Genomic DNA, 15,037 nt, shown 5'->3' on the forward strand with positions numbered 1-15,037 from the left:
CACCTGATCCCATCCCGAACTCAGTAGTGAAACGATGCATCGCCGATGGTAGTGTGGGGTTTCCCCATGTGAGAGTAGGTCATCGTCAAGATTCAAACCCAAAGCCCCTGTCTGCGATGCAGACAGGGGCTTTGTCTTTTCCGGTCAGAATTGATAGCTGACCGTAGCGCTTACGTTTCGCTCTTCACCCATGTAGCAGTAGTTCAGGCTGGCACATGAGGTGATGTAGCTTTCGTTGGTCAGGTTGTTCGCATTCAGGCGCACATCCACCCCGGTGAGGCCGACCTTGCCCAGGTCATACCCGATCGAAGCGTCAAACAGCGTGTAGGAGGGCACCTTCATGCTGTTTTCCGCATCAACCCAGCTATACCCCACATAGCGCATCCCGCCGCCCAGCCGCAGGCCGTCCAACGCCCCCTGCCGGAAGTTGTAGTCGGCCCACAGCGAAAACATCTGCTTGGGCGCCTGGGTGGGCGAATTACCCTTGTTGTCCAAATGGCTCGACACCAGGCTCGGCATCGTCTTGGCGTACTCGATGTCGGTAAAGGTGTAGCCGCCCAACAGCTTGAGGTTATCAGTCAGCTGAACATGGGCCTCCAGCTCCAGCCCCTGTGAGCGAACTTCACCCACAGGGCGATAGAACTCCTCGTTCGGTTGCTTGGAGGCAAGGTTCTCTTGCTCGATGCGGAACACCGAGGCGGTGAACAGGTTGTCACTGCCTGGCGGCTGGTACTTGATACCTGCTTCCCACTGGGTGCCCTCGGTCGGCGCCAGTGGGCGGCCATCCTGGTCGGACACGGTATTGGGGTTGAACGACTCCGAGTAACTGACATAAGGCGCCAGGCCATTCTCGAACAAGTAGAGCACGCCTGCTCGAGTGGTGAACTTGGTGCGCTCGTCATTGACTTTGGTATTGCTGTCGCGGTTTTCCTCAGAAACCTTCACCCAGTCCTGACGCAGCCCCAGCGAGAAGCGCCACTGGTCGAGCTCGACCAGGTCCTGCAAATACACCCCTGTCTGCTGCAGGCGACGCTGGTAGCGGTTCTCGCCAAGTACCTGCAGGTTGCCATTGCCATATTGAGGGTTGCCGGCATCCAGCGCATCGACCGTGCCGTAGCGCCATTCCACGTCGGCTTTGCGGCGTTGATAGTCGGTGCCAAGCAGCAAGGTATGCTTGGCCGCACCGGTGAAGAACTCTGCCTGCAGCATGTTATCGATGATGTAGGAGTGCAGGCGCTCGTCGCCGCCGGTATAGGCGCGGTTGAGGATATTGCTATCGGCATCTGCCCAGCCGGCCGAATACACCTGGTCCATCGAGACGTCAGAGTCCTGGTAGCGGAAGTTCTGTCGGGCGGTGAACACGTCGTTGAAACGGTGCTCGAACTGGTAGCTGAACGACTGCTGAGTGCGTTCGTAGTTGTCGATCCCAGGCTCGCCTTCAAAGAAGTGGTCTGACAGACGTAGCCCGTTGCGCTTGTGCAGCATGCCGTCTGCCGGGTTACCGCCGTGGTACCCACCATTCGGGTCATGCTGCAGATATGCCTGAAGCGTCAGCGATGTGTCTTCGGTGAAGTCGATGCTGATAGCCGGCGCGATGGCGTAGCGTTCTTCCTTGTTGTGGTCGAACTGGGTATCAGCGCTATCGGCTAAGCCTGTCAGGCGATAGGCGATACGTTTGTCGTCATCGACCGGGCCGCTGAAGTCGAAACCCATGCCACGCTGGCCCTGAGTGCCGACTGTGGCCTGCACTTGATGGAATGGCGTGAACAGTGGCTTTTTGGTGGTCAGTGCCACCAGGCCCCCTGGGGAGCTGCGGCCATAGAGTACCGAAGACGGCCCCTTCAGGATGTCGATGCGCTCAAGGAAGTACGGGTCCACTTGCATGGTGCTGTAGGTGCCGTTGTCACCCATGGACTTCAGGCCATCGACGTAGATGTTGTCTACCGAGCCGTCGTTGAAGCCCCGCATGGCCACATAGTCGTAGCGGTGCGTGGCGCCATAGGGGTTGGTCAGTACACCTGGCGTATAGCGCATGGCCTGGGCAACGGTCTGCGAGCCCTGGTCGTCCATCTGTTGACGGGTAACCACTGAAACCGACTGTGAGGTTTCCACCAACGGCATGCTGGTCTTGGTGGCCACCTGGCTGTGCGTGGCGTTGTAGCCGTCCATGCTGCCCAGGGCATTACCCAGGGTAAAACTGCGCACGTCGGTGTCTGGCAACGACAATGCGGCCTCTTCAGACTGGGCCCGCAGCACGTAGCTATGCCCACCCTGGCTGACGGCTTCCAGGCCGCTGCCATTGAGCAGTTGGCGCAGGGCCTGATCAGGCGAGTAATGTCCTTGCAAACCATTGGACTGCAACCCGTTGGTCAACTGCGGCGTGCTCGACAGGGTGATCCCCGCCTGGCGGGCAAACTGGTTGAGTACATCGTTCAGTTCCCCACCCGGGATCGCGTACTGCTGGCTAACCTGGGGCGCTTCGGCGGCCAGAACATGGAGGGGCAGGGTGGACATGCCCAAGGCTGTGCCGAACACAGCTGCCTGGACTGCTTTGCGCAGAGCGGCTGAATTCAAGACAGGTCGAAAATCATTCTCGTTGGGCGGGCGTGTGTGTGGTGAGGCGATGGGCATGAAAGAGTCCGTTGAAGGGTGGGAGGGCAGAAGACGATGCTTACTGTCTTAGCCGGATCGGCGCCCAAAACCCGCCAAAAAGATCAGCGCTTGGGTGAAGTCAGGCAACCTGCTCCACACGTATCCACCAGCGCGTGCGTTGACGAAGCCTCACAGGCAGCGTTTGTGGCAGCAATTGCAGCAGCTGCTCAGGGTCTTCGAGGCGGAACACACCAGACAGGCGTAAATCGGCAGTCTCATCGCTGCAACCCAGGTAGCCGTGGCGATAACGGCCCACCTGTTCAAGAAAGTCGCGCAAGCGCATGTCGCGGGTAACGATCAGCCCTTCGCTCCAGGCAGCTGGGTCCATGGCCACGCTCTCCAGGCGTTGTGCGCCCTGGGCGTCCAGGCGCCAGTGCTGGCCGCGGGCAATCCACTGCACCTGGCCGTTCCCCGGCCGGTGTATCGCCACGTTGCCGTGGCTGACGCTGACCTGCGTGCAGTCTCGCTCCTGGCGCACCACAAAGCGCCCGTCGAAACCTTCGAGCAGGGCATCTTGCGTCTGTACCAGCAGAGGGCGAGCCTGGTTATGTGCGTCACTGCACGTGAGCATCAGCTCCCCATGCCTGAGGCGGAGCAAGCGCTGCTGATCGTCGAAAGCGAGGTCTACCGCACTGCGCGTGTTGAGTTGCATCAGCGAGCCATCGGGCAGCCGGAAGCTGCGCCGTTCGCCCGTGGCAGTCGCGTAGTCCGCTGCCCATCCGCTGACGGTATCGAGGTCTTTGGCCAGCCATGTCGCCGAGCCCGCCATGGCGGCGCAGCCAAGCAACTTGAGCGCCTGGCGACGGTGCAGGCGCCGCTGGCTGGTTTCCAAGGTCTGTAGGGCAACCCCCGCGCCGGGGATGGCGCGCAGGTCAAGGTCCTGATGCAGGTGAACCACCCGTTGCCAGGCCAGTTCGTGCTCGTGCCGTGCGCTACGCCACTGCTCGCATTGCTGCAGCAGCACGGGGCTATTGCCGCTTTCGCGTAGCCTGAGCATCCACTGAATGGCTTGCTTGACCGCTTTGGCGGAAGGGGGGGCGGCGGCTGTCATCGCTCGTCTTCAAAGCGCAGCAGGTAGCAATGGTAGAGCGCATCAGCAATGTAGCGCTCCACAGTGCGCACCGAGATACCCATCTGCTCGGCGATCGCCTGGTGTTTCAGCCCTTCGCACTGGGCCAGCAGAAAAGCGCGGCGCACCTTTGGCTTGAGGCCATCGAGCATGCGAGCGATACGCTCCAGCAGTTCGAGCAGCACCTCGCGGGTTTCCGCCGAGGGTGCCAAGGCTTCCGGCAGGTGGGCCAAGGCTTCAAGGTAAGCCCGGTGCAATTCTTCACGGCGCCAGTGATCGATCACCAGCCCGCGTGCCACGGTGCGCAAGAAGGCCCTGGGCGTATTGAGCTGTACCTGCTCGCCACGCTGCAACAGCCGGACGAACGTGTCCTGAGCCAGGTCTGCGGCATCGGCGGCGTTACCCAGCTTGCTACGCAGCCAGGCATGCAACCAGCCGTGGTGGTCACTGTAGAGCGTTTGCACGGAGTCATTGGAAGGCATGGAGGAGGGCGCTGGCTTCAATGGACATAAATGATAATTAGTCTCATTGTTTGCGGAGCCCGTTTATTTTGCAACAGGCTGATGTCGGGCGACCGGCTATCCCGCTCAGAACCGGCTACCGCCCTAGCTGTGAATCCAGATACTGCCTGATAACACGCGCCCCTGAGTTCAAGTGCTGCTCGAGCACTGCGACCGCTTCATCCACCAGCTTGTCGCTGGCCGCATCCACCAGCGCGTTGTGATCGTCCTGGGTGAGCTTGCCCAGCCCCATCGACGAGAGATGGAAGCGCAGAAAGCGCTCTTCTTCGTTCAGTTCGTTCTCGATCAGGCGCAGTAACTTCTTGTTCGGCGCCTTGCTATACAGGGCCATGTGGAACAGGCGGTTGAGGCGGCCGATTTCGGCGTGACGGGTTTCGTTTTCCAGTTGCTGGATATACCCACGTGCGCGGGCGATGTCATCGGCATCGAGCAACGGAATGGACTGGCGCAGGGCCTCGCTTTCGAGCAGAACACGCAGGGCGTAGGTGTCCACCGCGTCTTCGCCAATCAAGGGCGCAACCACTGCGCCCTTGTGCATCTCCACGTTCAGCAGCGATTGCGCTTCGAGCTGGCGCAAGGCCTCGCGCACGGGCATGCGGCTGACCCCGAACAAGGTGGCGAGCTCTTGCTGACGCACGGCAGTACCTGGCGGCAGACGACCATCAAGAATGGCGCTGCGCAGGCGCTCCTCGATAACAGCACGTGCCATGTGTGGGGATAGCTGTTCGCTAGCCAGCACGTTGCTCAGTTTGATTTTCTCGGCCACGCGGAGTCTGCCTCGACGATAAGAAAAGTTGGATCCAATGACACTAGTTACAGGCAAGGGGGCTTGTCAAACCGTCGACCGCACTGGAGCGGCCGACCCAAGGCCGCGGCTATGGTGTATGAAGTCGCTTGGCAAAGGAAGCGGTACATAGAACGAGATAGCCATAAAGTCAGTATGGCCCGACCATTGGCTGCGTGATTGCAGGGTGCCATTGTTTTTTGCACGGGCAGGCCGCACCATCGCTGCTTTCGACGGGTCTGAACAGGTCTTCGCAGTGGCGATATCCTGGATGTTCAAAACCGCTGTGCGACGTGTCGGCCTTGCCGCGCTGCTGGGTAGCTTGCTACTGGGCGGCTTGCACGCGGACTGGGATTTTTCCCAGATCAGCCGCCAGTCGCAGGCGCTGTATGGCCCGCTTGGCGCGGGGCAGGGGCGTATCGACGCCTGGCAGAACCTGATGGCCACGCAGAAGCAGGGCAGTGAGCTGGAACGGCTGCAAGTGGTCAATCGCTTCTTCAACCAGCAATTGCGCTACGTCGAAGACATCGACTTGTGGCATGAGGTCGATTACTGGGCCACGCCGGTCCAGGCCCTGATCAAGGGGGCCGGTGATTGCGAGGACTACGCTATTGCCAAGTATTTCAGTCTGCGACGTATGGGCATCTCTAGCGAGAAGCTGCGCATCACCTACGTCAAGGCGCTGCGGCAGAACCGGGCGCACATGGTACTGACCTATTATGCCAGCCCACAGGCTCAGCCGTTGGTGCTCGACAGCCTGATGGATGCCATCAAGCCGGCGAGCCAGCGCCCCGACTTGCTGCCGGTGTACGCCTTCAATGGCGAGGGCTTGTGGCTGACAGGCGCCGCCGGCAACAAGAAGGTCGGCGATACCAAGCGCCTGTCACGTTGGCAGGATTTGCTGAAGAAAATGCAGGCCGAAGGGTTCCCGGCCGAGCCGGTTTACTGAAGGAGCACAGATGTCACTGTTCAAACAATTGCTGTTGGCCATTTGCCTGTTCCTGGTGGTCGCTTTCAGCGGCAGCTTCATGGTCAGCCTGGAGAGCTCGCGCAGCCAGTACGTCAACCAGCTGCGCTCGCACGCCCAGGACGCGGCCACTGCCTTGGCGCTGTCGCTGACGCCTAATATCGACGACCCGGCGATGGTCGAACTGATGGTCAGCTCGATCTTCGACAGTGGCTACTATGCGAGCATCAAGGTTGTCGACCTGGGCTCCAATGCCGTGCTGGTGGAGCGCCACGCCGAGCCCGACCCGGGGGGTGTGCCGGCCTGGTTCGTCCACCTCATCGGCCTTGAAGCCGCAGGTGGGGATGCCATCGTTAGCCGTGGCTGGCAGCAGGCGGCGCGGGTGGAGGTGATCAGCCATCCGATGTTCGCCATTGCCAAACTCTGGCAGAGTGCCTTGGGCAGCCTGGGCTGGCTGTTGCTGTGCGGTGCCGCCAGCGCGGTGCTCGGCGCCTTGCTGCTGCGTCGGCAATTGCGGCCGCTGGATTACATGGTCGAGCAATCCCATGCCATCGCCCGGCGCGAATTCCTCAGCCTGCCAGACCTGCCGCGCACCCCTGAGCTGCGCCGTGTGGTGCAGGCAATGAACCAGATGGTCGAGAAGCTCAAGGCACTGTTTACTGAGCAGGCCGAGCGCAGTGAGCGGCTGCGTGCAGAGTCCTACCAGGACAGCCTCACCGGCTTGTCCAACCGCCGCTACTTCGAGATGCAACTGAATACGCGCGTCAGCAACCTGGAAGAGGCGCGCGCCGGTTACTTGCTGTTGCTGCGGGTTCAGGGCCTGGCAGGCCTTAACGCGCGCCTGGGCGGGCAGCGCACCGATCAGCTGTTGCAGGCAGTGGGTGAGCAGCTGCGCCGCACCTGTGCCAGCTACCCGGAGACCAAAGACCTGATCTCGCGCAGCCGTGGGGGCGAGTTCGCCGTGCTGGCGCCGGGCATGGTGCATGAAGAGGCGGTACAGCTCGCCCAGGCCCTGGAGGCGACACTGCAGAGCCTGCACGAGACGGGCGCCAGTGATGTCGACCCGGTAGCGTGCATCGGCCTTGCGCCGTTCACCCCTGGCGATGCGCCACAGGCATTGCTGAAGCTCGCCGACGAGGCCCTGGCGCGTGCCGAAAACCAGCCGGCGCCGGGCTGGGTGTGCCTTGAACAGGGTGCGGCCGCGGTGGCCGGTGATAGCCATCATGCCTGGCATGAGCGGCTCGACCAGGCCTTCGTCAATGGGCAATTCGAGCTCTTCTTCCAGCCGGTGGTGGACTGCGGCACAGGGCAACGGGTACTGCACCACAAAGTGATCTCGCGTTTGCACGATGAGCAGGGCGAGGCGTTGCCGGCCGGGCGCTTCTTGCCTTGGCTGGAGCGCTTTGGCTGGATGCCGCGCTTGGATCTGCTGGTGCTGGAAAAGGTGCTTGCCCACCTGCGCACTCATGATCAGGTGCTGGCGCTGAACCTGTCCGCTGCAACCTTGGCCGACCCCAAAGCGCTGCAACGCGTCTACGAGCTGTTGAGCCAGCATGCGGCGCTGGGCCCACGCCTGACATTCGAGATCGGCGAAGAGCAATTGCCCGAACAGTCAGCCCTCGAACAGCTGACCCGGCGCCTGCACGCGCATGGCTTCGGGCTGGCGCTGCAGCGCTTTGGCGGGCGGTTCAGCATGATTGGCAACCTGGCGCACCTGGGCCTTGCGTACCTGAAGATCGATGGTAGCTATATCCGTAACATCGACCATGAACAACACAAGCGCCTGTTCATCGAAGCGATACAGCGCGCGGCGCACAGCATCGACCTGCCGTTGATTGCTGAACGGGTCGAGACGGAAGGGGAAAGGTTGGTGCTGCGGGAAATGGGCGTGGGCGGTATTCAGGGGCAGTTGGTGGGTGAGCCCGCACCCTGGCGCTGACCGGGTAGGCGCAGCCTTGTGCTGCGAAGATGCCAGTGGCAGCACAGAAGATTCACGGTACTGCCACTGGCCTCTTCGCAGCACAAGGCTGCTCCTACCGGGATTGCGTAAGACTCAACGCTCGCGCAAGGCTTCCGAACGCGCCTTCATGATCGGCTTCAGCAAGTAGCTCATGATGGTCTTCTTGCCGGTCATGATATCCACCGTCGCCACCATCCCGGGGATGATCAGCAGCGGCTTCTCGTCGGTGCCCAAGTGGCTGCGGTCGGTGCGTAACTTGATCAGGTAGTACGTGGTCTTCTTGTCTTCATCGGTGATGGTGTCGGCACCGATCTGTTCCAGCTTGGCCTTCAGGCCACCGTAGATGGTGTAGTCATAGGCAGTGAACTTGACGGTCGCTTCCTGCCCAGGGTGCAGGAAGGCAATGTCCTTGGGCAGGATCTTCGCCTCGATGACCAGTGTGTCGTCCAGCGGCACCACTTCGACGATGTCGCTACCCGGCTGGATGACCCCGCCGATGGTGTTGACCAGCAGCTGCTTGACGATACCGCGTACCGGCGAGGTGACCATGGTGCGGTGTACCCGGTCATCCAACGCCTTGCTGGTGGCAGTGGCCTTGTTGAGCTCGGTGCGGGCCTCGTTGAGCTGGGTCAGCGCCTCGCTACGGAACTTGCCGCGGGTCTCCTCGACCTTGCTCTGCACTTCGCGGATGGCCGCTTCGGCGCGCGGGATGGCGAGCGCGGTTGAGTCCATCTGGCCACGGTTCTCCACTTCGGCACGGCGCAGGCGCAGCACTTCGACCTGAGAAATCGCGCCCTGGGCCACCAGCGGCTCGGACATCGCGATTTCCTGACGCAGCAGTTGCAGGCTGTTGGCGTACTGGGCGCGCTTGGAGGTGTACTCGCGCAGCTCTTGCTGGCGCTGTACCAACTGTTGCTGCAGGCCGCCGATTTCGTCCTGCAGTTGCTGGCGCCGGCTCAGGTACAGCGACTCTTCGTTGGCTGCCTGGCTGGGCGCTGCCTTGCGCAGTTCTTCATCGATTTTCAGCGGGCGGTCTTCGACCTCGGCACTCAGGCGTTCGACCCGCAGCGCCATGGCCAGGCGGTCGGCCTCGGTTTCACCGACGTTGGAGGCGAAGCGGGTTTCGTCCAGGCGCAGCAAGGGCTGGCCGACGTCGACGATTTGCCCTTCCTTGGCGTAGATCTCGGCGATGATGCCGCCCTCAAGGTTCTGGATCTTCTGCACCTTGGACGACGGAATGGCCTTGCCTTCGCCGCGCGTGACCTCATCGATCGGCGCAACGCTGGCCCAGACGATCATGAACACGAAAAACGCGATCACACCCCAGATGGTCAGGCGAACCACCCGTGGCGCGTCCTCGATCAGCGCCTTGTTGACCTCAGGCAGTGGCTGCCCGCCAAGCGAGTCGGAGCCTTTGAAGTAGCGCCGCAGGCCATCCTTGAATTGCCCCATATCGAGCTTATGCAACACTGATCTGCCCCTTCTTCAGCGCATCCATGACCGCGGCTTTCGGGCCGTCGGCGACAATCTGCCCGCGATCGATCACGATCAGCCGGTCCACCAGCGACAGCAACGAGGCGCGGTGGGTCACCAGCAGCACCGTCTTGTTTTCGATGACCGCCTGCAGGCGCTGCTTGAGGCGCTCTTCACCGGTGTTGTCCATGGCGCTGGTCGGTTCGTCGAGCAGCAGGATCTGTGGGTTGAGCAGCAATGCACGGCCCAGGGCGACGTTCTGCCGCTGGCCGCCGGAGAGGTTCTGGCCACGTTCGCCCACCTGCAGCTCATAGCCGTCAGGGTGCAGCCTGGCAAACTCATGAACACCTGCCAGCTCTGCGGCCTGCAGGATCATTTCGTCTTCGATGTAGCGGGCGCCGCTGACCAGGTTGTCGCGCAGGGTGCCGGCCATCAGCTGGATGTCCTGGGGCACGTAGCCGATATTGTGGCGCAGCTCGCTGACGTCGATCTGGCGGATATCCACGCCATCGACCAGCAGCGACCCGCCGTCGGATTCATACAGGCCAACGATCAGCTTGGCCAACGAGCTCTTGCCCGAACCGCTTCGGCCAATGATGCCCACCTTCTCGCCAGGGCGAATGGTCAGGTTGATGTTCTTGAGGGCCAGGTTCTGCTGGTTAGGGTAGGTGAAGTCGACCCCGCGGAACTCGATGCTGCCCTGCAGCACCCGGCGGCTCAGTGGGCGCTCTTCGAAGTTGCGTTCCTGCGGCAGCTCCATCATGTGGTCGGTGGAGACCATGGTCACCTTGGCCTGCTGATAGCGGGCCAGCAAACCATTGAGCTGCCCCAGCGGGCCAAGGGCACGGCCGCTGAGCATGTAACAGGCGACCAGGCCACCCATGCTCAGGTTGCCGTCGATGATCATGTAGACACCGACGCAAATCATCGCCACGCCAGCCAGTTGCTGGATCAGCAGGGTGATGTTCATCGCCAGGCTCGACAGCACCTTCACGCGCAGTTCCAGACGGCTGAGGGTGCCGAGCGTCTGTTCCCACATGTACTGGCGCTCGCTTTCAGCGTTGTTGACCTTGACCGCATCCAGGCCTGCCAGGGTCTCGATCAGGCTCGACTGGCGTTCCGAGGCCAGGGCCATGGTCCGCTCCATGGTCGCCATCAGCGGCCGTTGCAGGGCGTAACCGATGCCCAGGGCCAGCGGGAAGGCGATGACCGGGATCCACACCAGATGCCCGCCAATGATGGCGATGACGATCAGGATCAGCAGCGTGAACGGCAGGTCGATCAGGCTGGTCAGGGTCAAGGAGGCGAGGAAGTCGCGTAAACCCTGGAACTCATGGATGTTCTGGGCAAAGCTGCCGACCCGCGCCGGGCGGTACTTCATCGACATCCCGACAATGCGTTCGAACAAGGTCGCCGAGATGATCAGGTCGGTCTTCTTGCCGGCCAAGTCCAGGCAGAGGCCGCGCAACCCCTTGAGGATCAGGTCGAAGAAGTAGGCCCCGGCGATGCCGACGGCCAGCACCCAAAGGGTCGAGGTCGCCTGGTTGGGCACCACCCGGTCATACACGTTCATGACGAACAGCGGCGCTGCCAAGGCGATCAGGTTGATCACCAGGCTGGCGGCGATGGCGTCGATATACAGCCATTTGCTGCGCAGCAAGGTGTCGCGGAACCAGGATTTCGCGCGCGGGATGAGGTTGCCGTGGTTGACGTCGAACTTGTGCTGCGGCTGGGCGAAGAACACACGCCCGCTGTAGTCACTGAGCAGCGCTTCGCGGCTGACGTGCACCTCGCCACCATCGCTCTCGCTGAGCAGCAGGCGTGCGGTGTCTTCATTCTCCCAGCCCAGCAGGACGGCGCTGCGGCCTTCCTTGAGCAACAGCATGGCAGGCATGGCGATACTGGGGATCTGCTCCAGTTTGCGCTGCAGCAGCCGCCCCTGCAGGCCGGCCCTGGCCGCCGCACGGGGCAGCAGCTCGGGGCTCAGGCGCTGCGCGGGCAGCGGCAGGCCGGTGGTCAGCATGACCCGGCTTGCAGGTTTCTGGTGCAGGACACACAGGCTCAGCAGACTATCCAGCAAGGGATCGTCATGCTGACTGCGTGGATCGTGGCTGAGTTGGACTCGACTGACTTCGGATTCCACGCGGCGCTCTCTTCATCCTTGCGGTGGGTGGGGCAGGGTGCGCTTCAGTTCAGGCCTGGCAGGCTTACCCTTGGTTTCAGATCGTTCTGCACAACGGTGGCCATCGGGGCTACGACACCCTGACTCTTGAGCAGTTGGCCAATGGTCGCCTTGATTCGATACTGAGTAAACAATTGTATGTTCTTCACTTCCACCAGGCGACGCTGGGCAGTGAAGGTTTCATTCTCGCTGTCGAGCAAGTCGAGCAGGGTTCGCTCGCCCAGGCTGAATTGCTGTTGGTAGGCGCTGCGCACACGGTTGCTGTGATCGACGTACTGCTGGGCGATCGGCAACTGGGCGTTGGCGTTCTCCTGAGCATTCCATGCCAGGCCCAACTCTTCATTGAGCTGACGCAAGGCATTGTTGCGGATATCCAGCGCCTGGTTGGACAGGTACGACTTGGACTCCAGGTCTGCCTTGTTGCTGCCGCCAGCATACAGGTTGAAGTTCATTCGCAGCATAGCCTGCCATTCGTTGTTATGGCCTGCTGTGCCGTCGATATTGTTATCCGCCGTTCGTCCGAGTTCTGCATCGAAGCGGGGGTAGAAGGACGACTTTGCGGCCTCGTACTGTTTTTCTGCGGCGGCAACGTCCGATTCGGCCGAGCGCAGCACCGGGCTGCTTTCAACCAACTGCGTGCGGGCTTCATCCAGCGTGGCGGGCAGCAGGTCGATGAACGGCGCCGGTGCGCTCAGTTCATCGGGCATCTGGCCGACGACGCTGAGGTAATTGGTGCTGGCATCGGCCAGGTTGGTCTTCTCGGTGATCAGGTTGTTTTGCGCCTGGGCCAGGCGTGCCTCGGCCTGGTCCAAGTCAGCCAGGCGGCCGACGCCGCGGCTGGTGCGCAGTTTGATCTGATCCAGAATACGTTCGTGGTTGCTCAGGTTGTCTTCGGCCAGGCGCACCATCTCGCGCCGCGACAGCACATCCAGATACACCTGGGCGACGTCAAGTGCGGTGCGCTCGGAGGTGCCCATCAGGGAGTAGGCCCGGGCGTTGGCGGTGGCTTGTTGACGGTCGACTTCGTTTGACGTGGCAAAACCGTCAAAAACCATTTGGCGAAGACGGATTGCGGACTCACCTCGGTTCAGTGTGTCCCAGCGGTTACCGGTGCTCGGGCTATCGGTACCTTCGCGCCCATAGCCCGCCGTTACATCGACCCTCGGCAAGTAGCCGCCCTTGGCCGCGCGCAGCTGGTAATCCGCGGCCACGCGAGCATTCACGCCGGCCTGGATTTCCGGGTGTCGCTCAAGGGCTGTTTGCATGGCTTCGGGCAAGGATTGTGCTTGTACGAACGTGGCGGCTAGGGTGATGGGAAGAACGGTAAACAGTGACGCACGCATTTTTGGCGGGTTCCCGAAGGCGCAGTTGTCCTGAATCACGGTTGAGGTTTTCAGGGCCTGGAAAATGGCACCTGATCTGACCGATGAGCGAACTTCCGACGGGCACTGGATTAGTACTAAAGGAAGGGGTGGCAAAGGTGCAAATATCAATGTGACATTACATTGCCGATTGTTTAGGATGGCGAGTATAAGGTCAATAGTTTGGCAGATAGTTAATTCCAAACAGTTATAGACGGAATTTTGACGTCAAAAATCGTCAACACATCAATCTACACAGTTCCGCCTGAAGTGGCTTTAAAGAGCGCCGCTCTGGCAGGGAAGTACCCCAATCGGGTCACACGGAGAGTCCAATGAGCAGCGTTGTAGCCATCGTCAAAAGCATTGTCGGCCAGGTTATTGCGGTATCCCCAGAGGGCATCCGGCGTGTACTCATCGAAGGTGACCGCCTGTTGGCGGGTGAGGAAGTCCTCACCGGCCCAGGCGGCGCGGTAACCCTCGAGTTGGCCGACGGCCGTATGCTCGACTTGGGCCGTGACAGCCAGTGGAGCGCGGATGCGCCTTACAGCAGCGCCGACCTGAGCCAGGCCACTGCGCAGGCTGCACCGTCGGTGGAAGAGCTGCAGCAGGCGATCGCCGCGGGTGTCGACCCGACCACCGAGCTTGAAGCTACCGCAGCAGGCCCGGCAGCGGCGGGCGGTGGCGGTGCGCTGGGCGGTGGCCACAGCTTCGTCATGCTTGAGGAGACCGCAGGCCGGGTCGACCCGAGCATCGGCTTCCCGACCGGCCCGTTGGGCTTTGCCGCAGCGCTAGACAATGAAGACGTTGGCGCGGTGGACACCAGCAACAACAACCAGGTCATTCCGCCCACAACGGAGACCAACGTCTCCACCGCCCTTGTACTCAACGCCACCCCTTCCATCACCGAAGCGGGTGGCGTAATCGTTTACACCGCGACAGTTGGCCAGGCGCCGACGTCCAACCTGATCGTCACCCTGGCCAACGGCGCAGTGATCGTCATTCCGGCAGGGCAGACCAGCGGTAGCGTCAACGTCACCATCCCGGCCAATGACACCCCGTACATCGACGGTGGTCAGATTTCGACCACCGTAACCGGCACCACCGGTGGTAACGGTCTGATCGTGACCCTGCCGCAAACACCGGCGGTTACGCAGATTACCGATACCATCGACACCACCACGGCGACCTTGACCGCCACCCCTTCGGTGACCGAAGGCGGCGTGATCACCTACACCGTGACCCTGAGCAACCCTGCCCAGACGCCGGTCACCGTGACCCTGTCCAATGGCCAGACGATCACCATTGAGCCTGGCAAGAGCCAGGGCAGTGTTGATTTCCAGACGCCGGCCAATGACGTTTACAACAATGGCTCGACCGTTAGCACCACCATCACCGGTGCTACTGGCGGTAACTTCGAGCAATTGACGCCTAACCCTGCGCCGGCCGAGACCACGATCAATGACTCGGTCGACGTTACTACCGCGACCCTGACTGCGTCGCCAAGCGTGACTGAAGGCGGTGTAATCACCTACACCGTGACCCTGAGCAATCCTGCCCAGACGCCTGTGACCGTTACTCTGTCGAACGGCCAGACCATCACCGTCGAAGCCGGCAAGACTCAAGGCAGCGTTGACTTCCAGACCCCGGCCAACGACGTCTACAACAACGGCTCGACCGTTAGCACCACCATCACCGGAGCTACTGGCGGCAACTTCGAGCAGCTGACGCCGAATCCGACCCCGGCTCAGACCACGATCAATGACTCGGTCGATGTCACCACCGCGACCCTGACTGGGTCGCCAAGCGTGACTGAAGGCGGCGTGATCACCTACACCGTGACCCTGAGCAATCCTGCCCAGACGCCGGTCACCGTGACCCTGTCCAATGGCCAGACCATCACCGTTGAAGCCGGCAAGACTCAAGGCAGCGTTGATTTCCAGACTCCGGCCAACGACGTCTACAACAACGGCTCGACCGTAAGCACCACCATTACCGGCGCTACTGGCGGTAACTTCGAGCAACTGACGCCGAATCCGACCCCGGCTCAGACCACGATCAATGACTCGGT

General features: G+C 61.5%; 10 protein-coding genes and 1 rRNA gene. 4 read left to right on the top strand and 7 right to left on the bottom strand.

What is annotated here, in order from left to right; all coding sequences use genetic code 11:
• Positions 1-91 (top strand): 5S ribosomal RNA (gene rrf, locus D886_RS27485); the annotation flags it as partial.
• Between the two features lie 53 nt (positions 92-144).
• Here rrf and D886_RS0119340 read toward each other — a convergent pair.
• From D886_RS0119340 to D886_RS0119355, 4 genes are all read right to left on the bottom strand, one after another.
• Positions 145-2,514, bottom strand: coding sequence for a TonB-dependent siderophore receptor (locus D886_RS0119340; protein ID WP_256215222.1), 2,370 nt, complete (start codon positions 2,512-2,514; stop codon positions 145-147).
• 217 nt (positions 2,515-2,731) lie between these two features.
• On the bottom strand, positions 2,732-3,703 hold the full coding sequence (locus tag D886_RS0119345) for a FecR domain-containing protein (protein ID WP_027595474.1): 972 nt from the start codon (positions 3,701-3,703) through the stop codon (positions 2,732-2,734).
• Positions 3,700-4,203 carry a sigma-70 family RNA polymerase sigma factor gene (locus D886_RS0119350; RefSeq protein WP_027595475.1) on the bottom strand — a complete coding sequence of 168 codons (504 nt, stop codon included), beginning with the start codon at positions 4,201-4,203 and terminating at the stop codon, positions 3,700-3,702. The genes D886_RS0119345 and D886_RS0119350 overlap by 4 nt, the downstream gene beginning before the upstream one ends.
• Before the next feature lie 115 nt (positions 4,204-4,318).
• Positions 4,319-5,008: a GntR family transcriptional regulator gene (locus tag D886_RS0119355; RefSeq protein ID WP_027595476.1), complete on the bottom strand. Its 690-nt coding sequence runs from the start codon at positions 5,006-5,008 to the stop codon at positions 4,319-4,321.
• 205 nt (positions 5,009-5,213) lie between these two features.
• On the opposite strand from D886_RS0119355, the gene lapG reads away from it, so the two are divergent.
• A complete protein-coding gene (lapG, locus tag D886_RS0119360) occupies positions 5,214-5,975 on the top strand; it encodes a cysteine protease LapG (protein ID WP_027595477.1) in 762 nt (253 codons plus the stop codon).
• A 10-nt stretch (positions 5,976-5,985) separates the two neighbouring features.
• On the top strand, positions 5,986-7,932 hold the full coding sequence (lapD, locus tag D886_RS0119365; RefSeq protein ID WP_027595478.1) for a cyclic di-GMP receptor LapD: 1,947 nt from the start codon (positions 5,986-5,988) through the stop codon (positions 7,930-7,932).
• Positions 7,933-8,046: 114 nt separating this feature from the next.
• Here the strand turns inward: lapD and D886_RS0119370 are convergent, their stop codons facing one another.
• The 3 genes from D886_RS0119370 to D886_RS0119380 are packed head-to-tail and all read right to left on the bottom strand — an operon-like array spanning position 8,047 to position 12,951.
• A complete protein-coding gene (locus D886_RS0119370) occupies positions 8,047-9,405 on the bottom strand; it encodes an HlyD family type I secretion periplasmic adaptor subunit (RefSeq protein WP_027595479.1) in 1,359 nt (452 codons plus the stop codon).
• A gap of 7 nt (positions 9,406-9,412) precedes the next feature.
• Positions 9,413-11,569 (bottom strand): type I secretion system permease/ATPase, encoded by a 2,157-nt coding sequence (locus D886_RS0119375; RefSeq protein WP_027595480.1) that lies wholly within the window; start codon positions 11,567-11,569, stop codon positions 9,413-9,415.
• Positions 11,570-11,613: 44 nt separating this feature from the next.
• Positions 11,614-12,951, bottom strand: a complete 1,338-nt coding sequence (locus D886_RS0119380; protein WP_027595481.1) for a TolC family outer membrane protein — start codon at positions 12,949-12,951, stop codon at positions 11,614-11,616.
• A 350-nt stretch (positions 12,952-13,301) separates the two neighbouring features.
• On the opposite strand from D886_RS0119380, the gene D886_RS27130 reads away from it, so the two are divergent.
• On the top strand, positions 13,302-15,037 hold a 1,736-nt coding region (locus D886_RS27130), incomplete at its 3' end, for a retention module-containing protein (protein ID WP_033694278.1).

The organism is Pseudomonas sp. LAIL14HWK12:I7 (genome assembly GCF_000483465.1).
In the GTDB taxonomy this organism is placed as follows: Bacteria; Pseudomonadota; Gammaproteobacteria; order Pseudomonadales; family Pseudomonadaceae; genus Aquipseudomonas; species Aquipseudomonas kermanshahensis.

What these genes read in the sequence shown, in the direction of transcription:
- D886_RS0119340 (WP_256215222.1), bottom strand. Translation starts at nt 2,514, where the DNA reads ATGTCCACCCTGCCCCTCCATGTTCTGGCCGCCGAAGCGCCCCAGGTT.
- D886_RS0119345 (WP_027595474.1), bottom strand. Translation starts at nt 3,703, where the DNA reads ATGACAGCCGCCGCCCCCCCTTCCGCCAAAGCGGTCAAGCAAGCCATT.
- D886_RS0119350 (WP_027595475.1), bottom strand. Translation starts at nt 4,203, where the DNA reads ATGCCTTCCAATGACTCCGTGCAAACGCTCTACAGTGACCACCACGGC.
- lapD (WP_027595478.1), top strand. Translation starts at nt 5,986, where the DNA reads ATGTCACTGTTCAAACAATTGCTGTTGGCCATTTGCCTGTTCCTGGTG.
- D886_RS0119370 (WP_027595479.1), bottom strand. Translation starts at nt 9,405, where the DNA reads ATGGGGCAATTCAAGGATGGCCTGCGGCGCTACTTCAAAGGCTCCGAC.
- D886_RS0119380 (WP_027595481.1), bottom strand. Translation starts at nt 12,951, where the DNA reads ATGCGTGCGTCACTGTTTACCGTTCTTCCCATCACCCTAGCCGCCACG.